We start from the raw sequence: 18,619 nt of genomic DNA on the forward strand, positions 1-18,619 counted from the left end.
TTATTGTAATTTTTGAACACGATCTATCTGACTGATGATGTCTGTAACACGAACCCCAAAGTTCTCATCAATGACGACAACCTCGCCCTTGGCAATTAATTTGTTGTTCACCAAAATATCTACATGCTCACCTGCCAGCTTGTCCAACTGTATAATCGATCCAGCGGACAAGTCAAGGATTTCTCTAATAAGCTTTTTCGTACGACCTAACTCAACTGTTACTTGCAATGGAATATCGTGAAGCAGGTTTAAGTTCTGTATGTCTCCTGTATACATAGGAGCACCTCCAAGCGGAGCAAATTGTGCTGGTACTACATTCGCCTGACTAGCTGCAAGACCTCCGAAATGCTGTGGTGTTGGCGGAGCCATTGGAGGCTGCTGATACATACCTGGGTACGGAGCGTAGCCTGGTGGCATCATTGGTTGTCCATACGCGTCAGGATACATCGGCGGCTGTCCTGGGTAGCCCATTGGCTGTGCGTAACCCGGTTGTTGCTGATACACCGGCTGTTGCTGTTGTGGCGGCGCTACAGGCGGTACGTGGCTCTGTGGTTGCTCCGGCGCACTTGATTGGATAGAAGGAGCCGACAGACTCATAGCAGGCAGAGAAGGCATCTCTATCTCATCTATGAGGGCGGCCACTGCTGCTTCATCCTCTGAACCTCCAACCAATCTATCAATCATCTTTTTCGCAAAGGAAAGCGGGAGAAGCTGCATAATATTGGAATCGATAAGTTCGCCTTGCTCTCCTACCTTTAAGCGGAAAGATACTTTCACCAGAGGACTGTCATCATCAGAGAAGCTGTCTCCACCCTTGCCTTGCGCCAGATCCATTACATCGATGCCAGGTGGCGTAATATTAATAAACTGGTTGAAAATCGTCGACATGGACGTAGCAGCGGAACCCATCATCTGATTCATTGCTTCCTGAACCGCGCTGATATGAAGCTCAGACATTTCAGTGCTCGCTGGTCTGCCGTCTCCGCCCATCATCAGATCCGCGATAACTGCAGCATCTTCCATGCGAATGACTAGCAGGTTAATTCCTTTGAAACCGTCTGTATATTCCACGTGGACGGCCACGTGAGGAATCGGAAATTCGCTTTCCAATTCATCGACATTGACTACGGAAACAGTAGGGGTAGTAATATCTACTTTTTGACTTAACAAAGTAGATAACGCGGTAGCTGCGCTCCCAAAGGAGATATTACCAATTTCTCCGAGTGCATCTTGTTCAAACGGGGACAGAAAATCGGCAACATCCTGGGTCACTGCCGACACAGCTTCCTCTTCGTCCTCAACCAAGTTGTTCGCACGTAACAGCGCGTCAATCTCGTCTTGAGAAAGCATATCTCTACTCATTTTGTTCCTCCCCCTCCTCTATGACTTCATCAATCTGTACGGCGACCCTTCCTTTAAGTGTTCCTGGCTGACCCAAGAACTTTAAGTGGTCGCCCACTTTAATTTTCAACTTGTTGTCGATTGATTGATCTAATTGAATGACATCACCTTTTTGCAGCTGCAGGAAATCTCCTACTGTAATCGTAGCTGTCCCCATTTCAGCAACAATCGGCAATTTTGCAACTTTTACTCGCTCTTCTACACGCAGACGCTCTTCTTCATCCCGCGTTTTCTTTTGTTTGGAGAACCAGTATTGTCCAGACAGCTTTGTCATGATTGGCTCCAGTACCACGTGAGGCAAACAGAGATTGATCATTCCTGTTGTATCGCCGATTTTGGTACTAAAGGAGATTACCACGACAATCTCGTTAGGTGAGACGATCTGCATGAACTGTGGATTCATCTCCAAACCTTCCTGGTACGGATCTAGCTCAATGATTTGCTTCCATGCCTCGTGGAAAGTATCCAGCGCTTTGCCGAATACGCGTTCCATCACCGTTGTTTCAATTTCCGTAAGGGCGCCCATCTTTTCTGGAATCGCCCCCTGTCCTCCCAGAAGTCGATCCAGCATAGTATAGGCGATGTTTGGATTTACTTCCAAAACCATTCGTCCTTCCAGCGGAGGAGCTTCAAAGATGTTCAAGATGGTCATCTTGGGAATAGAACGTATAAATTCGTCATACGGCAATTGATCGACGGAGGCAACCGTAATTTGCACGAAGGTACGGAGCTGAGCTGAAAAATACGTAGTCAACAGCCTCGCGTAGTTTTCATGGATTCGCGTTAAACCACGGATCTGATCTTTTGAGAATCGCAGGGCGCGTTTGAAATCATATACTTTGACTTTACGCTCAGTTTCTTCCTTTTTCAGCTCGTTGGCATCCATTTCGCCCGAAGATAGGGCGGCCAACAGCGCATCAATCTCACTCTGTGAGAGAACCTCGGCCATATGTCGTCACCTCCTTGCTATGTATACCATAATCGCTTCCTATGACAAGACGCGTTTGGTTGTCACTACTTGAACAATCTTACCTTCTTGCATCAGGGAGCTGATTTCATTCATAATTTTTGCTTCCAGCTTGTTCACACCTTCAGTACCTTTTATGTCTTCTGGTGTCAACCCCGCCAATGTTTTAATAATCACTTGATTGACTTGCGGCAAACGCTGCTCCAGCTCTGTTTTAGCATCAGCACTGTCGGCCGTAATGCTAAAGCGTACAATCATGTAATTATTCGTTAGCAAGTTCGTAGTAATTTCGCCAGTGTCAACGGAGAACTCTTTCATTTCCTCTGCCGTGAGCGTCTTCACTTCTTGCTCTCCCGTCGTGGCTGTTTGCGCATCCGGAGAGAGATACGTTTGCCAGAGAACAAACGAGATCACTCCCAGTAGCGATATCGCGATGATAATGATTAGAGCCATGTTAAACAATCGATTTTGAAACATCGCTAATGCCTCCCGCTATTCATTTGAATCACCCGGCATTTTCGGTACAGATGTTGCCGGAGGAACATTATGATAAAAAGCCTGAACACGTTCAGCGATGGATTCCACCGAATCCTTCACGATGTACTTTCTGTCGTTGAATAGCGTGATTACGCTATCCGGAGTTGCTTCAACAGTTTCAATGTGAGTGATGTTCAGATAAAATGTAGAGCCGTTAAAACGAGTTAACTTAATCATTGGCTGCTCCTTTCCGGATCAGGCTGGGGAAGGCTTAGAACACTTCCCCGGCCAATTCCGTTAAACGAAATTATCGTTTCAGGTTCACCAGTTCTTCTAATACTGTGTCAGATGTCGTGATGATCCGAGAGTTTGCTTGGAAACCGCGTTGTGCCACGATCATTTCTGTAAATTCTTCAGAAAGGTCAACGTTGGACATTTCCAGTTGTCCTGCGATGATGCTGATTCGTGCATCTGCTGGAGTAGCTGGAGTCATTGGATCATCATCACGTGCACCGGCGTTCACTGTGTTTTCGTAGAGGTTGTTACCGATCTTCTTCAAACCACTTGGGTTGTTGAAGGTCATTACGCCAATAGTATTGTCCGAAGCAAGTGCTCCAGTATCATCCACAGTCGTAACTACGCCATCCTTACCAATGGAGTAAGAAACAATTCCATCTGCTTGGTTGATTTGGATTGGAGCCGGATCAGTGTTCATCAACTTCATCCCTTGGGAGTTCACCAAGAAACCTTGGGCATCACGAGTGAAGTTCCCTGCACGCGTGTAATAGATGGTTGCCCCTTCATCAGGACTGACCATGAAAAACGCGTCTCCTTCGATGGAAAGGTCTGTCGGCAGGTTTGTTGTCATTGGGCTACCAGCAGAGAAAACAGTATCAATAGAAGCAATGGAAGCACCCAGGCCGATTTGCGTCGGGTTTGTACCGCCTTTACCACCATCTGTAGGAGCACCAGCCCCTTGAACGTTTTGGCTCAAAATATCTTGAAACATTACACGACCCTTTTTAAAGCCAACTGTGTTTACGTTCGCGATATTGTTACCAATAACGTCCAATTTTGTTTGAAAACCACGCATGCCTGAAATACCTGAGTACATTGAGCGAAGCATAGTTATTTCCTCCTTTACCTTCTCATTTACAGCGGCTACCTCTGTCAGTCGGTAGCCGAATGGGCTTCCTCAAAAGGAGGTCCAGCCCAGTAAACAGCCACCTACACGAAAATGGCACTGTCGATGTTTGTAAATACATTGTCCTTCATGCTGCCATCGTCTACGGCGGTAATAATTTTCCGATTTACGATGCTCACGACGTAGGCCACATTATCCATCATAACGAGAGACTCTCTGGCGCCTTTGGCGGCTGCTTTTTGCACAGCGGACTCCAAACGCTCCAGCTGCGGTCTTTCTAGCGTAATGCCCCGCTCCTGCAAGCGATTGACGGCATGCTGGCTAAAACTAAGTGGCTCCGACTTGGTTGCAGCGCCAATCGATTCCGTCAAATACTGCTGAAATAACGTGTTGTTTCCCGGAGCAGTTTGGGTAGTAGCTTTTGCGACGTGATTCGTTTTCGGAGGAAAATAGGGTTGCCCCACACGAAAATGGTTCATGGCGCTTCCTCCTTATATCCAATCCTAGACGATGTCGTCAATGCCGCGAGCCGTTTCCCGCAATCGATCCCATAGCACATCTGTTGATTCATTGCTGTCTACCAGGGCATCGAGAGCAAATTCTTGCTCGTCTTGATCTTGCTGTTGTCGATTCTCTTGCTGTTGTCGTGCTTGTTCACGCTGCTGTTGGAAGTTAAAAGCTGTATCCTGCTGCTGGTTTACCTCCAAGCGATCAACTTGCAAGCCTTGCTGTGTCAACGCAGCTCGAAGCTGCGGAAGCTGATTGTCCAGCATATCCTTTCCAGCCTGTGTTTCGGCATGGAACTGTGCTGTAATCACTCCATTTTGGGAAGTAATGGTTACATCTACTTGGCCCAAAGATTGTGGATTCAGAATCAGCCTCGCCTCATGTACGCCATTATGTTGCGTCAACTGCATCTTGGACACGAAAAGTTGTGTGACTTGCTGTGTCAGTTGATTGGCGTTCACATGATGCGTTGGAACCGACTGTTGCTGAAAGGTCTGTACCGATTGTGTCTGCGTATTAGATGAAGCAATAATCGGTGTCTGACCATTTCCATTCAACATGCCCTCTTGCGCATCGCCCTCTTGATTCAAAAGGCCGCCTTGCAGGGTAGGCTGTACAGTTTGAGACTGAATCCCTGCCTCTAGCTTGTAAGCCGAGAGACCTTGATTCAACCGTAGTGGTGAAATCGTCTTAAACGTGTCTTGCTGGGTTGTGTTCATGTTTGCCATCACATCGGATCGCAAGTTCAGTCCACTTCTTTTCGACTCTTCCGTATTTCCTTTTTGATTCTTCAGGGATTCGAGAAGAGCTGCCAGCTTGTCCAGTTCGTTTGGAGTTGCTTCCCCTTTTTTCAGGTTAGCTAGAATCTGCTTCAAATCCTCACTCACTTGACCAGCATTTCCTTGCGCTTTACCCAAAAGTTGTTCAATTGCAGTTGCAAATTTTTCTTGGGCATCAGGCGGTAATTCTTCTTGCGTAGTTTGACCAGAGCCAAGCAGTTGGGCAAATAATGCCATGAGCTCAGCTAATGCTAGCATCTCCTCTTCACTTAAACCCTCTGGCGCAACCATTGTCTCTTCTGCGTTTCCCACTTGATCCAACATCTGCATCAATTGCATGGAAAACATTTGACCTAAACCAGTTCCTCCCGCATTTGCCACAGGTGTCGCTGTAACAGATCCAGCTGATCCTACGGCAGGAGTCAAATTGGCCACATTCATCTCGTTCACCTCCTCTTTTTGAATTGTTGCTTATAGGAACGAAAACAGATGATTGCTCAATCTATTTTCGAAGCAACTCTGTCGTGATGCGAGCCGCCAGATTGTCTTTTTCTTTCTTGTCGTCATTGGCGATCGCTGAGAGAGTTTGTGCCCGTTTATTCGCAGGCAAATCTTTCATTAAAGCAATGGCTTGGGCCTTGTTAGTATTCATGAGTGAACGAATGATGGCAGCAGCATCCGCTGGCGGCAATTGAGTAAATGTATTGTTTAGATCCTCATTCGATTCAGACCCATCACGCGTATTGCTCAGCGCCTTTGTAAGAACATCTACACGTTGTTGTAGAGCAGCAATGTCATCATCTTTGTTCACTACTGAATCTTTTAACAAGATCGAAATATCGGCAGCTTTCTTCGGTTCCATCTTCGCCAAAATGTCAGCTTGTTGGGCAGGTTTCATTTTGGTCATAACCGTCACTGACTCTTCCAGCTTGAGATTTTCAATAATGGCTGCCGCATTTTTGGGTGACATGGTTGTATACACTTTAGCCAAATCTGCAAACTGCTTCTGACGTTCTTCCTCAGTAGCACGTTTATCTTCCATTGCCTTGTTTAAATCATCGATCTGCTTTTCCAGTGCCACAATAGTGGCGTCTTTCTTTGTTGACTCTTCTTGTAAAGCGGTAATCTGCTGCTGGTTTTTTGCATGATCTTGCTGTAGGGTTGCCACTTGTTTGTCCATGTCAGGTTGTTCTTCTGAGTCGGGAGTTGCCGCATATTCGTCCGGGACTAATTTTTCCACGTACGGTATGGAGTTAGCCCAGTGGAGAACAGTCCCTAACACGTTTACTCCGAGCAAGCTCAGGAGCACACCGCCAAGGAGGCTGGCAAACAGTGCAGGAATGACAATCATATAAAAGAACCATTCCCACCTGCCGTATTCCCGTTCTTCTTGGATTTCTTCCATTTGGAACCTCCCTCAGTAGCTTCGGCGAAGATAGAGCTGCGTACCGATCTCATCCAACTCTTTTTGCTCTTTTTGCTTCTGGTCGTCCAGAAATTGGTGGAGCGACTTTTCCCGAAGGCGTTGCCATAGTTGGGACTCTTTCATACGTTCCGTCAATCGTGACTGACAGCGTTCCACATCCTGTTCACAACCGTGCAAGGTATGTTGCTGATTCTGGATGGATCTCGCAACAGATTGCTGATATTGGGTAATGGAAATGAGCTGTGCAGCACTGCATGTCTGCATCTGTACTTCCTGAAGCTTCACCGTCATCTCGTCATGATGTTCGGTTAGTTGAGTAAGCTTCCACTCTTCTTCGTTTTTACGCTGGATCGACTTTCCGAAAGCCCACTCTGCTTGTTCTTTTTCTTTTTCCTTTAAATCAAGAACCTTTTGGAGATGAAACTGAAACACACGCACGTTAGTTCACTCCTCCGAAATGAGCTGTCAACGCTTGGATAGCGCCCTGCAAAGTAGATGGCTCATGCGTTCCTTGTGCCGTAAATCCAGAAATGATATCACGGTAGCGAATAGCCGCATCGATTTCCCGGTTGCTTCCCGGCTTGTACGCCCCAATATTAATGAGGTCCTCCGCTTCACGAAACGTAGCCAAATGCTTTTTCAGCTGACGAGCAGCATCCAAATGGTTACTATCGACGATTTCATTCATGACACGACTTACACTCGCCATCACATCAATGGCAGGAAAGTGACCTTTGTGAGCGATCTTCCGGTCAAGAACGATGTGACCGTCCAAAATCCCCCGCGCCGCATCCGCAATCGGATCGTTCATGTCGTCAGAATCAACCAGTACGGTATAAAAGGCTGTAATACTTCCCTTATCCGCTGTTCCTGCGCGCTCCATTAGCTTCGGCAACATCGCAAAAACCGATGGCGTATAACCACGCGTAGCCGGCGGTTCTCCGATTGCCAAGCCCACCTCACGTTGTGCCATGGCAAAGCGCGTGACGGAATCCATCATGAGCATGACATTCATTCCACGATCGCGGAAATATTCCGCTATGGAAGTCGCAATCATCGCTCCCTTGATTCGAATCATGGCAGGTTGATCGGAAGTAGCTACGACAACAACAGACCGCTTTAGTCCTTCTTCCCCAAGATCGCGCTCGATAAACTCCATGACTTCACGGCCGCGTTCTCCGATAAGACCAATGACATTGATGTCTGCCGTAGTATTTCGGGCGATCATTCCCATCAATGTACTTTTTCCTACCCCTGATCCAGCGAAGATGCCGACCCGTTGACCTTTCCCAATGGTAAGTAGACCATCTATCGCTCTCACACCTACACTCAATGGTTCTTGAATGCGCGGTCGAAGGATCGGATTTGGCGGCATGTTGTTCGTAGGATAAGACGTCAGCCCAAATGGCAGTGAACCTTGATAGGGTCGACCCAATCCATCTAGGATCGAACCCAATATTTCTGGTCCAACTTTTACATCTAGCGAACGTCCTGTCGCGACCACATCACAACCTGGACCAATTTCGGTCAATTCGCCTAATGGCATTAACAGCACTTTGTTTTCGCGAAAGCCAACGACTTCTGCGATGATCGGTTCCTTTGTGTTAGCCGGATATAGATGGCATATCTCGCCTAATTTCACTTCTGGCCCTTGCGACTCAATAGTGAGTCCAACAACCTGTGTCACTTTTCCATTCACGCGCATCGGATCTAATCCATGCAGCATGTACTTGTACTTCGAGAGATCTAGGATGCTCATGGAGCCTCACTTCCTCGGGCAATCGTAAGCAGCGCCTGCTTAATCTCCTCCATTTGTGTATCAATGCGGGCATCGACACTTCCCAAAGCAGTACGGATGACACATCCACCATCTTGTACGGTATAGTCAGGGTAAATGGAGAGCTCTGCTTGTCCATCTAACAATTCCAGAAAACCAGCACGATGTTCGAGCACATAATCGAAGTACTTATGGTTGACACATACCGTAATCTCGCCATAAACACGTGAGCGGCGGAGTGCCTTTTTCGTTATTTCCAGGACCTGCTCGGGATGCTGTTGCAATTCCTGTCCAATGATTTTTTTAGCGATTTCCATGCTGAGTTCCACTAGAAATGGCTCCGCCTCAGCTATAATCTGTTTTTTTTCGGCAAACGCCTGTTCCAGAATGGTTTTAGCTTGGCTGAGTGTAGCTGTTTGCTCCTCGTATGCCTCACGTTTACCCGCTTCGAAACCTGTCTCCTGCCCTTCCGTCATAGCCTGTTCTTGTACTTGTTGAAACAGCTGCGCAGCTTCCTGACGCTTTTGTTCCCACCATTCTTCCATCTGAGCAAGCGTCTCTTGTCTTAATTGCTCTGCTTGCTCCGAAGCTTGCTGCAAGATGCTTTGCGCGGTTTCTTCTGCATCTGAGATGATCGTTTTCGCCTCGATCTCAGCTTGATTAAAAATTTCCTGATTTTCTTGCAACCTTTCAGCAACTTCTTCCGTCTTAAGTGGTACAGGCGTTACCGAGAGGAGAAAAGATTCCTCAGAAGGCCGATAATTGGCGCTTTTGATGATCCTAGACAATGATATCATCTCCTCCACCGCGGGCGATGATGATCTCACCAGCCTCCTCTAAGCGACGGATAATTGCAACGATACGAGATTGTGCCTCTTCGACGTCGCGAAGGCGAACTGGGCCCATAAACTCCATTTCTTCTTTGAAGGTATCCGCCATCCGTTTGGACATGTTCCGGAAAATAACTTCCCGAACCTCTTCGCTGGATACTTTGAGAGAAAGTTGCAGATCGGCATTTTCCACATCGCGGATAACGCGCTGAATCGAACGGTTGTCGAGAGTAGCAATATCCTCGAAGACGAACATACGCTTCTTGATTTCTTCTGCCAGCTCTGGATCTTGAATTTCGAGGGAATCCAGAATCGTGCGTTCGGTTCCACGATCGACACCGTTGAGTACAGCCACGATCGCTTCGATCCCGCCTGCCTGCGTGTAATCTTGGGTAACAGTGGCAGAGAGCTTTTGCTCCAATACCTGTTCAACTTGAGCGATTACTTCCGGTGAAGTGCTGTCCATAGTCGCAATACGTTTCGCAACCTCTGCTTGACGCTCTTGCGGAAGAGCGGACAAGATCATGGCTGCTTGTTGAGCTTCCAGATAAGAAAGCACCAAAGCTATCGTTTGCGGATGCTCATTTTGAATAAAGTTAAGGATTTGACCTGGGTCAGCCTTTCTAGCAAAGTCAAACGGTCGAACTTGAAGGTTTGCCGTCAAGCGATTGATAATATCCATCGCTTTGGTCTCACCCAAAGCTTTTTGCAAAATTTCTTTGGCGTACGTAATCCCGCCTTGTGCAATTACCTCTTTGGCAACTGCTATCTGGTGAAATTCAGATAAAATTTTATCTTTTTCATCCGTATCCACTTTTCGCACATTGGCGATTTCTAATGTCAGTTGCTCGATCTCATCCTCACGTAAATGCTTGAACACCTGGGCAGAAACTTCCGGCCCGAGTGAGATGAGGAGGATAGCTGCCTTTTGTCGTCCTGACAACTCTTTAGCGCCGCGAGCCATACCATTCACTCCTTAATCTTCTGCTAACCAAGTACGAAGCAGAACAACAAACTCATCTGGTTTGCTTCGCGCCAATTTTTCAAGTTGCTTTCTGACCACTACCTGGTCTCCATCTTCTTGGTAAATCAAGTCTGGTATTTCGGCCGCGTTTAACGGTGTCAGCAAGTCTGGCAATTCGTCTTCTTCTTGTTGTTGCTTCGCTTGACTGCGTCTGCGATAAACGAGGAAGGCAACAGCAGCAAGTGCCAAGACTGCAATACCACCAACTGTCCAAAGAACAGCAGGACTTAGTGCACTGGAATCCTCAATCTCAGCTTTTCCTGAGAACTGACGAGGGAGTACAGAAATATGCTTGTCCAACTCAGCATCCGTTAAATCAGAAACCTGATCACTCAAAGTGACACGAACAACATTGCGCAACACTTGTTTGATGCTCTCGAGCGTAGCAGCATCCATCGTTCCACCAGCTGGCGGTTCTACCCCAACGTTGATTGTGATGTCTTCGATCTTGTACGGGCTTGATGTGACATTTCGTGTGATGCGATTTACTTCACGGTTAATCGTATCATTCAACTCTTCATATTGACTGTTACTTCCTTGTGGGGTAGCTCCCGGGTAGTTCGTAACTGCATTGTTATTGGTTCCTGCAATTCCCCCTGGAGGTTGACCTTGTCCAGAGAAGGCTTTTGATAATTTTTGAGAAGAAATGATAAGTCCTTCGTTATTCTCTTTGTCAGGTGCCTCAACTATGTTCTCTACGCGATTTTCTTTGTCAAAGTTCATTTTGATGAACGTATGGACGATGACTTTATCGCGTCCCATGATTGTACCCAACAAGTTGTACAGGTTTTGTTGAATTTTCTTTTCAACATCCGCTTTGATTGTTTCCTGTTGCTTAAAGCTACTCAATGTGCCTTCGCTTTCATTGCCTTCGGAACGTTCTAGTGGATTGGAATACTGGTCTGTAATCGCAATCGCTTCCATCGGCAATTTCGGAACGCTTCGGGAAACAAGCAGATATAGCGAGTTAATTTGCTTTTGATCAAGCGTTGTTCCAGGTTCAACATCGACGATAACGGAAGCCGTCGCTGTATCCGGAGTCTCCGTCACCCAAACGCTTTCCTGCGGCAATGTAATCATCACTTGTGCGGAGCGTACACCTTTTACACGTTCCAGCATCTTGCGCAGCTCTTGTTGCAAAGCCTCTTTCTTCATGACATCAAATTGGCGATCTGTAACTCCAAGGGTACTGGAGAAAATTTCTGCATTAATTCCTGCTTGACTCGGAATACCTTGTGCAGCCAAATCGACAATGACATCTTGTGCCATTTTTTCTGGAACCTCGATACTTGTACCATTCCCCGTGATTCGATATGGAATTTGTGAAGCTTCCAACTCTTGCTTGATAGTCCCGATTTCTTGTTCACTCAATTTTTGGTTGTAGAGTGGTTTGTACACCGGCTGAGAAGCGATGTATATGTATAGACCAAGAGAAATCAAGAGGAAGAGCGAAATACCGAGAATCATCCATTTTTGTTTCTTGGAAAATTGGTTCCATTTTGACGTAATCTGGTCTTTGTATACTGCTAAACGTTCGTTCATGTTTCACCTCTCAAAGGATACCAACAACGATCAAATCGACATGCGCATGATTTCTTGATAAGACTCAATCATCTTGTTCCTGACCTGCATAGTCATCTGTAGCATCACGGAAGCTTTTTGACCTGCAACAGTCAATTGGTGCAAGTCGGTAATTTCTCCCGCTGCAAACTTGTCGGCAAGATTCGACGATTCTACTTGCGCCTGATTCACTTTATTCATGGCATCCGATAGAAACGATGAGAATTCTTGGGAAACTTCAGCTGGGGTTGGCTTGTTCACACTCGGTGTACGAATTGGCGTTAGTTGGGAGATTGCACTCATTTCCATTCCTTACTGTCACCCGCTTTACTTGATTTCCAACGCTTTTAGCATCATCGATTTGGAAGCGTTCAGTGCTGTCACGTTGGCTTCGTATGATCTTGATGCAGAGATCATGTCCACCATCTCTTTCATCGGGTCGACATTCGGCATCAAGAGATATCCGTCTTGATCTGCATCTGGGTGAGATGGATCAAATACTCGCTTAAACGGAGTATTGTCTTCTTGAATCGATGTAACCTTTACACCTTGTCCACCCCGACTTCCTGAGACCGTCCCCACGGCTGCTTGCAGGAAGTTATCAAACGTTCCATTTGTTTGAGGTGACAACTCCACCATTTTCCTCCGATATGGCTGCCAGGCGCCATCTACGAAGTTTGCTCGAGTGGTTTCCGCATTCGCAATATTGGAAGAAATCGTATCCAATCGCAAGCGGTTAGCTGTTAAGGCAGAAGCACTTGTGTTAATTCCCTGAAACAAGCTCATCTTTATTTACCTCCACCCTCAATTACACTGCGTAGCTTTTGAAAATGTCCTGCTGTCAATTGCGTTAAACCACTGTACCAAATTTGGTTTTTGGCCAATTCTGTTGTTTCAGTTTCCAAGTCAACATCATTACCACTGTTCTGAATGAAGTTATTCGGATTGGACACAACCTGTGGTACTGCAACGCCCCCTACATTTCCAAACGGTAGGTGTCGTTGATTGGTCCGATACGCTTCTAACTTGCCATTTCCCGCTCTTGCGTTCAACTCATCTTGCAAAAAGCTCTCGAAGATGACTTGTTGACTTTTGAATTGAGGGGTGTCTATGTTGGCAAGGTTGTTTGCGATCGTTCTATGTCGCAATGTTGCAGCGTCGAGTGATCTCTCCAGGACCTGCAGATGGTAACTATCCAGCATTTTTTCCTTCTCCCCCAATATGAGTCAATTACTTTCCCTAAATCCACCTATATTTCCTGTATTTTCGACACCCTAATACGATTCAATCATAGCAAAATCAATTTGGACAAAAAAGCCCCTTTTCATGACGTTTTTCAAAATGATTCAATGGGACTAAATCCCTTATCTTTCCTGTTTTTTTACTGCATTTTACAAGGAAACCATATTCAAACCATTGCAATCGTCGAGGTATGCATTAAAAATCATCATATAATTTATGGTAATAATGTGTCGTTTCTTGCTTTAATTAGGACTAAAGTCCCATGAGAAAAGGTGCAGCAACATGAGTTGCTACACCTTTTGTTTACTTTCTTGTAACTTTTCGCAAGGTATATTAGGAGGTTTTGAGCTTCTCCAGTTCAGGCAACAGCTTTTCATTCAGCACTTTAATGAAGGTACCTTTCATCCCCAAAGAACGGGATTCGATAACGCCCGCACTCTCCAGCTTGCGCAGTGCGTTTACAATTACGGAGCGAGTAATCCCTACACGATCCGCGATTTTGGAGGCTACGAGCAAGCCTTCTTTGCCTTCGAGTTCTTCAAAAATATGTTCAACAGCTTCCAACTCACTATAAGAGAGGGAACCAATCGCCATTTGTACAACCGCTTTGCTGCGTGCTTCTTCTTCGATTGCTTCAGAACGCTCGCGCAAGATTTCCATACCTACTACAGTTGCCCCTACTTCTGCAAGAATCAGGTCGTCATCGACAAATTGATCGTTAATACGACCCAAAATCAGCGTACCGAGACGATCTCCTCCACCCATAATTGGAACAAGCGTCGTCCAACCTGTGCGGAATACTTCTTTCATTTCAACTGGGAAAATGGTGTATGGGCTATCTACATCCAGGTTCGCAGATGTTTCATCTACTTTCAGTAACCCCATGCTGTACTCTTCTGGAAAACGGCGCTCTTCAAGCATTTTACGCATACGGCTGTTATCCATCTCTTGATGAATCGCAAAGCCGAGAAGTTTTCCTTTGCGGCTTACAACATAAGTATTTGCTTCGATAACGTCACTCAAAACTTGGGACATTTCATTGAAGTTCACGGCATGACCCGCGGATTTTTGCAACATGCGGTTAATTCTTCTTGTTTTTGACAGTAGATCCATCTGTATTTCCTCCTAATTATATGTGCTGCCTATCCAATGTTTATAAAATATATTGACTCAAGTCTTTGTTCCCCACGATTTTACCTAATTTCTGTTTGACATAATCGGGGGTAATCTGTACAACTTCTAGGTGGATTTCTGGGGCTTCAAAAGAGAGATCCTCCAGTAGCTTCTCCAATATGGTGTGCAATCGTCTAGCACCAATGTTATCTGTGCTCTGATTGACCTCAGCAGCGAGACGAGCGAGTTCCTGAATGGCTTCCGGTGTAAATTCAATACGCACCCCTTCTGTTTCCAAGAGGGCCACGTACTGCTTAAGCAACGCGTTTTTAGGCTCAGTCAAAATTCGGACAAAATCTTCAACGCGCAAGCTAGTCAGCTCCACCCGAATCGGAAAACGACCTTGCAATTCAGGAATTAAATCGGATGGTTTTGCCATGTGAAAAGCACCAGCTGCGATAAACAGAACATAATCTGTTTTGACAGGACCGTACTTAGTCATGACAGTTGAGCCTTCCACAATCGGTAAAATATCACGCTGGACCCCTTCACGGGATACATCTGGGCCACGCCCATCCTTACCCGCAATCTTGTCAATTTCGTCAATGAAGATAATACCGTGTTGTTCAGCTCGACGAATTGACTCCTGCGTAACTTCGTCCATATCCACCAGTTTTTGCGCTTCCTGCTGAATTAATACCTTTCGCGCATCTTTTATTCGCAATTTTCGTTTCTTCATCCGCTTAGGCATCAGGCTACCGAGCATATCCTGCATTTGCATCCCCATTTGTTCTGTACCCGGAACCTGGAACATGTCAAACATCGAAGGTGATTGATCTTCGACTTCGATCTCAATCATTTGCTCTTCTAACTGGCCATTCGTCAATTGCCACATGACTTGTCTGCGTTGCTGCTGGATCGACACTTCTTCTTGATCAGAGGTATCCTGCTGCTGTTGCTGCTGTCCACCGAAGAACATCTCCAACGGATTTTTGAACGAGTTCGACTGCTTGCGAGATGGAACGAGTACGTCCACAATCGCTTCATTCGCAAGCTTCTCGGCTTTCTCTTTCACTGACTCTACTTTTTCCTGTTTGACCGTACGGATAGAAGCTTCCACCAGATCACGGACCATCGATTCTACATCGCGTCCTACATAACCGACTTCCGTAAACTTGGTTGCTTCTACTTTAATAAAAGGAGCACCTGTCAGTTTTGCAATCCGACGTGCAATTTCCGTTTTTCCAACACCAGTAGGTCCGATCATCAAGATGTTTTTTGGAACAACCTCTTCAATCATTTGCTCTGGCAAACGACTGCGACGATAGCGGTTGCGAAGCGCTACAGCAATAGCTTTCTTGGCTTGTGCCTGCCCGACAATGTATTTATCCAAATGCTCTACGATCTTACGCGGGGTTAATTGCTCAAGATTCAGCACAGTAGGTTCCTCCCTTTCGCTCAATTCAACTCATCCACAACAAGATTGTTGTTTGTGAACACGCAAATTTCAGCAGCGGTACGAAGCGATGCTTCCGCAATTTCACGTGCGCCGAGATCCGGCGCATATGTTTTCAATGCACGACCTGCTGCAAGGGCAAAGCTACCGCCAGAACCAATTGCAAGAATCCCATCATCAGGCTCAATGATTTCGCCATTTCCGGAAATAAGCAACAAATGCTCCTTATTGGCAACAATCATCATGGCTTCCAAACGACGCAAAATTTTATCCATGCGCCACTCTTTCGCCAGCTCTACAGCAGCACGCTGCAGATTGCCGTGATACTCCTCCAGCTTTCCTTCAAACTTCTCAAAAAGCGTAATGGCATCAGCAACAGAGCCAGCGAATCCTGCTAAAACTTCGCCGCGATATAGACGTCTTACTTTTTTGGCACCGTGCTTCATTACCATGCTGTTGCCAAAAGTAACCTGACCATCTCCGGCCATCGCTACAGACCCATTATGCTGTACAGCAAATATGGTTGTTGCGTGAAACTGTTCCATCACTGATTCCTCCCGTTATGTCCGATTGGCGGAACCTGTATTGCCCGGGTTTGCTCGTGGGTGAGCGGTGTCATATACATGCCGAAGTCGCTCTTTGGTCACATGGGTGTACACCTGTGTCGTCGAAACATTGACGTGTCCCAGTAATTCTTGCACGGTACGCAGATCAGCGCCGCCGTTCAACATATGGGTTGCAAACGTATGACGAAAAGTATGTGGTGAAACCCGCAATTGAAGAGCGTACGTATCTACGTATTTGTCTACAATCCGCCGAACACTGCGGTCGGATAACGGTTCTCCCCGATAGTTAACCAGCAAATTGCCGTGTTCTACTTTTCCAGCCAACAGTTTTTCTCTTCCATATTCTAGGTATTGCCGAAGAACGTCGCAGGCATAACTTCCAACCGGCACATATCGTTCTTTCGCTCCTTTTCCATAAACCAAGGCGACTCCCATACTCGGATTCACGTCACTCACAGATAAAGTGGTGAGCTCCGTAACACGCATGCCGCTTGCATACAACAGTTCAAAAATCAGCCGATCACGAATTCCCAATGGAGTGGTTGTATCAGGCAGATCGAAAAAAGCTTGAACTTCTTGCGGATATAAAAAGGAAGGAAGTTTCTTCTCCATTTTGGGAGTGGAGACTAGTTGAAATGGATTCTGTTCCAGTTGACCTTCACGCAACAGAAATCGGTACAAGCTACGCAAACTGGATAGCTTGCGGGCAATACTTCGTCGGGAAAGCCCCCTGCCAGCCAATTGCGCGAGAAAGGAGCGACCATGCAAATAAGAAACAGCAGCAAATACGGTGATTTGGTGCTGTTCCATAAAGGAGACAAATTCGCTGATATCTGCCACATACTGCTTCACCGTATGAGGAGAGGCGTTTTTTTCAACTCGCAAATAGCGGGTAAACATCTCAATATCCGCAGAATTTTGTTGCGAAATGTCCATACGGGATGCACCCTCCTCGAAGCACCTATATAGTAACACAGACGAAAAACGGATATCAATGTTAATTGTGTCGTTCTTGTGTAAAATTCTGAATTGTATCTAGCGCCCGCTCAGCGAGCTTTTCATTTTTCAAACGCTTGTCGCGGATTCTTTCTGGCCATTCCGGTACCAATCCGAAGTTTGCGTTCATTGGTTGGAAATGCTTTGGATCTGCCGTTGTAATATAACGAGCCATGCTGCCCATAATTGTTTCTGGCGGAAGCTCGATCAATTCTTCCCCTTTTGCGAGTCGTGCTGCATTTATCCCCGCAAGCAAGCCTGATGCTGCTGACTCTACATATCCTTCTACACCAGTCATTTGACCAGCAAAGAAAAGTGTTTCGCGATCTTTATACTGATACGTAGGCTTCAACAGCTTTGGCGAGTTGATAAAGGTGTTGCGGTGCATGACACCATAACGAACGATTTCGCAGTTTTCCAACCCAGGAATGAGTGAAAAGACTCTTTTTTGATCCGGCCATTTTAGATGAGTCTGGAAGCCTACGATATTATACAATGTCGCAGCACTATTGTCCTGACGAAGCTGTACAACCGCGTAAGACTTTTTGCCTGTCCGTGGATCAACCAGCCCCACTGGCTTCATGGGACCAAATGTCATGGTTTTGTGCCCACGCTTTGCCAATACTTCAATCGGCATGCAGCCTTCGAAGAAGATTTCCTTTTCAAATTCCTTCAATGGAACTGTTTCCGCAGAGATCAGCGCATCATAAAAGCGATTGAACTCCTCTTCAGTCATCGGGCAGTTCAGGTAGGCTGCTTCACCTTTATCATATCTGGAAGCGACGAATACCTTGTTCATATCAATCGAGTCTTTCTCAATAATGGGTGCAGCTGCATCATAGAAGTACAGGTATTCTTCACCCGTCAACTCTTTTAACTTTGTAGACAAAGCAGGAGAAGTAAGTGGCCCCGTCGCAATTACGACAATCCCATCAGGAATTTCGGTAATCTCATCCGAAATGACCTCAACCAAAGGATGATTACGAACGGCATCTGTAACATGAGCCGAGAACTCGTGTCTGTCTACGGCAAGCGCGCCTCCTGCTGGAACCGCGCAACGATCTGCCGCATCGATAATAACAGAGTTCAATCGACGCATTTCTTCTTTTAATACACCCACTGCATTCGTCAACGTGTTAGCACGCAATGAATTACTGCATACCAACTCTGCAAATTTATCGGTATGGTGTGCAGGCGTTTGTGTCTTCGGTCTCATTTCATACAGCTTTACTTTTACACCCGCCTGCGCGATTTGCCATGCTGCCTCACTACCAGCGAGACCAGCGCCCACTACTGTAATTGTTGGTTGTGACATGCTGTTAATCCTCCAAACTACAAAATCGAATCAGGCTGC

The 18,619-nt window shown here is 46.2% G+C and carries 21 protein-coding genes; all 21 read right to left on the minus strand.

Going from position 1 to position 18,619, the window contains the following annotated elements; translation table 11 throughout:
* The 21 genes from fliY to trmFO all read right to left on the minus strand — a co-directional run bounded on the left by fliY (position 1) and on the right by trmFO (position 18,580).
* Positions 1-1,362, minus strand: a complete 1,362-nt coding sequence (gene fliY / locus HPY27_RS02330) for a flagellar motor switch phosphatase FliY (RefSeq protein ID WP_017249320.1) — start codon at positions 1,360-1,362, stop codon at positions 1-3.
* Entirely contained in the window at positions 1,355-2,350 is a 996-nt protein-coding gene (gene fliM, locus HPY27_RS02335; RefSeq protein ID WP_017249321.1) for a flagellar motor switch protein FliM, read from the minus strand. The genes fliY and fliM overlap by 8 nt, the downstream gene beginning before the upstream one ends.
* A 39-nt stretch (positions 2,351-2,389) precedes the next feature.
* Complete coding sequence (locus HPY27_RS02340; RefSeq protein ID WP_017249322.1) at positions 2,390-2,845, minus strand: flagellar basal body-associated FliL family protein; 456 nt, start codon at positions 2,843-2,845, stop codon at positions 2,390-2,392.
* A 15-nt stretch (positions 2,846-2,860) separates the two neighbouring features.
* Entirely contained in the window at positions 2,861-3,082 is a 222-nt protein-coding gene (locus HPY27_RS02345) for a flagellar FlbD family protein (protein WP_017249323.1), read from the minus strand.
* A gap of 70 nt (positions 3,083-3,152) precedes the next feature.
* Complete coding sequence (gene flgG / locus HPY27_RS02350; protein ID WP_017249324.1) at positions 3,153-3,971, minus strand: flagellar basal body rod protein FlgG; 819 nt, start codon at positions 3,969-3,971, stop codon at positions 3,153-3,155.
* A gap of 101 nt (positions 3,972-4,072) precedes the next feature.
* On the minus strand, positions 4,073-4,468 hold the full coding sequence (locus tag HPY27_RS02355; protein ID WP_069849272.1) for a TIGR02530 family flagellar biosynthesis protein: 396 nt from the start codon (positions 4,466-4,468) through the stop codon (positions 4,073-4,075).
* A 24-nt stretch (positions 4,469-4,492) separates the two neighbouring features.
* Positions 4,493-5,716: a flagellar hook-length control protein FliK gene (locus HPY27_RS02360; RefSeq protein ID WP_174224289.1), complete on the minus strand. Its 1,224-nt coding sequence runs from the start codon at positions 5,714-5,716 to the stop codon at positions 4,493-4,495.
* 61 nt (positions 5,717-5,777) lie between these two features.
* Positions 5,778-6,680, minus strand: coding sequence for a MotE family protein (locus HPY27_RS02365; RefSeq protein ID WP_069849276.1), 903 nt, complete (start codon positions 6,678-6,680; stop codon positions 5,778-5,780).
* A gap of 12 nt (positions 6,681-6,692) precedes the next feature.
* Positions 6,693-7,139, minus strand: a complete 447-nt coding sequence (gene fliJ, locus HPY27_RS02370) for a flagellar export protein FliJ (protein ID WP_017249328.1) — start codon at positions 7,137-7,139, stop codon at positions 6,693-6,695.
* Position 7,140: 1 nt separating this feature from the next.
* Positions 7,141-8,460 (minus strand): flagellar protein export ATPase FliI, encoded by a 1,320-nt coding sequence (fliI, locus tag HPY27_RS02375; protein WP_017249329.1) that lies wholly within the window; start codon positions 8,458-8,460, stop codon positions 7,141-7,143.
* Positions 8,457-9,275, minus strand: a complete 819-nt coding sequence (gene fliH, locus HPY27_RS02380; RefSeq protein WP_174224290.1) for a flagellar assembly protein FliH — start codon at positions 9,273-9,275, stop codon at positions 8,457-8,459. The genes fliI and fliH overlap by 4 nt, the downstream gene beginning before the upstream one ends.
* Complete coding sequence (gene fliG / locus HPY27_RS02385) at positions 9,259-10,272, minus strand: flagellar motor switch protein FliG (RefSeq protein WP_007719331.1); 1,014 nt, start codon at positions 10,270-10,272, stop codon at positions 9,259-9,261. Before fliG ends, fliH begins: the two co-directional genes overlap by 17 nt.
* A gap of 12 nt (positions 10,273-10,284) precedes the next feature.
* Complete coding sequence (gene fliF, locus HPY27_RS02390; RefSeq protein WP_017249331.1) at positions 10,285-11,874, minus strand: flagellar basal-body MS-ring/collar protein FliF; 1,590 nt, start codon at positions 11,872-11,874, stop codon at positions 10,285-10,287.
* Positions 11,875-11,904: 30 nt separating this feature from the next.
* A complete protein-coding gene (gene fliE, locus HPY27_RS02395) occupies positions 11,905-12,201 on the minus strand; it encodes a flagellar hook-basal body complex protein FliE (RefSeq protein WP_017249332.1) in 297 nt (98 codons plus the stop codon).
* A gap of 18 nt (positions 12,202-12,219) precedes the next feature.
* Positions 12,220-12,678 (minus strand): flagellar basal body rod protein FlgC, encoded by a 459-nt coding sequence (gene flgC / locus HPY27_RS02400; RefSeq protein ID WP_017249333.1) that lies wholly within the window; start codon positions 12,676-12,678, stop codon positions 12,220-12,222.
* A 2-nt stretch (positions 12,679-12,680) separates the two neighbouring features.
* Entirely contained in the window at positions 12,681-13,094 is a 414-nt protein-coding gene (flgB, locus tag HPY27_RS02405) for a flagellar basal body rod protein FlgB (RefSeq protein WP_017249334.1), read from the minus strand.
* Between the two features lie 373 nt (positions 13,095-13,467).
* Positions 13,468-14,247 (minus strand): GTP-sensing pleiotropic transcriptional regulator CodY, encoded by a 780-nt coding sequence (gene codY, locus HPY27_RS02410; RefSeq protein WP_016743316.1) that lies wholly within the window; start codon positions 14,245-14,247, stop codon positions 13,468-13,470.
* A gap of 40 nt (positions 14,248-14,287) precedes the next feature.
* Positions 14,288-15,685, minus strand: coding sequence for an ATP-dependent protease ATPase subunit HslU (gene hslU, locus HPY27_RS02415; protein WP_026043143.1), 1,398 nt, complete (start codon positions 15,683-15,685; stop codon positions 14,288-14,290).
* A 20-nt stretch (positions 15,686-15,705) separates the two neighbouring features.
* A complete protein-coding gene (hslV, locus tag HPY27_RS02420) occupies positions 15,706-16,248 on the minus strand; it encodes an ATP-dependent protease subunit HslV (RefSeq protein ID WP_017249336.1) in 543 nt (180 codons plus the stop codon).
* A 15-nt stretch (positions 16,249-16,263) separates the two neighbouring features.
* Positions 16,264-17,205, minus strand: a complete 942-nt coding sequence (gene xerC / locus HPY27_RS02425) for a tyrosine recombinase XerC (protein ID WP_017249337.1) — start codon at positions 17,203-17,205, stop codon at positions 16,264-16,266.
* A gap of 61 nt (positions 17,206-17,266) precedes the next feature.
* On the minus strand, positions 17,267-18,580 hold the full coding sequence (trmFO, locus tag HPY27_RS02430) for an FADH(2)-oxidizing methylenetetrahydrofolate--tRNA-(uracil(54)-C(5))-methyltransferase TrmFO (protein WP_017249338.1): 1,314 nt from the start codon (positions 18,578-18,580) through the stop codon (positions 17,267-17,269).
* Positions 18,581-18,619: the final 39 nt, after the last annotated feature.

The organism is Brevibacillus sp. HB1.1, assembly GCF_013332445.1.
GTDB classification, from domain to species: domain Bacteria; phylum Bacillota; class Bacilli; order Brevibacillales; family Brevibacillaceae; genus Brevibacillus; species Brevibacillus porteri.

Excerpts from the sequence above, each read along its gene's own strand:
- HPY27_RS02355 (WP_069849272.1), bottom strand. The coding sequence starts at position 4,468 with ATGAACCATTTTCGTGTGGGGCAACCCTATTTTCCTCCGAAAACGAAT.
- fliH (WP_174224290.1), bottom strand. The coding sequence starts at position 9,275 with ATGATATCATTGTCTAGGATCATCAAAAGCGCCAATTATCGGCCTTCT.
- fliF (WP_017249331.1), bottom strand. The coding sequence starts at position 11,874 with ATGAACGAACGTTTAGCAGTATACAAAGACCAGATTACGTCAAAATGG.
- flgG (WP_017249324.1), bottom strand. The coding sequence starts at position 3,971 with ATGCTTCGCTCAATGTACTCAGGTATTTCAGGCATGCGTGGTTTTCAA.
- HPY27_RS02345 (WP_017249323.1), bottom strand. The coding sequence starts at position 3,082 with ATGATTAAGTTAACTCGTTTTAACGGCTCTACATTTTATCTGAACATC.
- xerC (WP_017249337.1), bottom strand. The coding sequence starts at position 17,205 with ATGGACATTTCGCAACAAAATTCTGCGGATATTGAGATGTTTACCCGC.
- HPY27_RS02360 (WP_174224289.1), bottom strand. The coding sequence starts at position 5,716 with ATGAATGTGGCCAATTTGACTCCTGCCGTAGGATCAGCTGGATCTGTT.
- HPY27_RS02365 (WP_069849276.1), bottom strand. The coding sequence starts at position 6,680 with ATGGAAGAAATCCAAGAAGAACGGGAATACGGCAGGTGGGAATGGTTC.
- fliY (WP_017249320.1), bottom strand. The coding sequence starts at position 1,362 with ATGAGTAGAGATATGCTTTCTCAAGACGAGATTGACGCGCTGTTACGT.
- flgB (WP_017249334.1), bottom strand. The coding sequence starts at position 13,094 with ATGCTGGATAGTTACCATCTGCAGGTCCTGGAGAGATCACTCGACGCT.
- trmFO (WP_017249338.1), bottom strand. The coding sequence starts at position 18,580 with ATGTCACAACCAACAATTACAGTAGTGGGCGCTGGTCTCGCTGGTAGT.
- HPY27_RS02340 (WP_017249322.1), bottom strand. The coding sequence starts at position 2,845 with ATGTTTCAAAATCGATTGTTTAACATGGCTCTAATCATTATCATCGCG.
- fliE (WP_017249332.1), bottom strand. The coding sequence starts at position 12,201 with ATGGAAATGAGTGCAATCTCCCAACTAACGCCAATTCGTACACCGAGT.
- fliI (WP_017249329.1), bottom strand. The coding sequence starts at position 8,460 with ATGAGCATCCTAGATCTCTCGAAGTACAAGTACATGCTGCATGGATTA.
- flgC (WP_017249333.1), bottom strand. The coding sequence starts at position 12,678 with ATGAGCTTGTTTCAGGGAATTAACACAAGTGCTTCTGCCTTAACAGCT.
- fliM (WP_017249321.1), bottom strand. The coding sequence starts at position 2,350 with ATGGCCGAGGTTCTCTCACAGAGTGAGATTGATGCGCTGTTGGCCGCC.
- codY (WP_016743316.1), bottom strand. The coding sequence starts at position 14,247 with ATGGATCTACTGTCAAAAACAAGAAGAATTAACCGCATGTTGCAAAAA.
- hslV (WP_017249336.1), bottom strand. The coding sequence starts at position 16,248 with ATGGAACAGTTTCACGCAACAACCATATTTGCTGTACAGCATAATGGG.
- fliG (WP_007719331.1), bottom strand. The coding sequence starts at position 10,272 with ATGGCTCGCGGCGCTAAAGAGTTGTCAGGACGACAAAAGGCAGCTATC.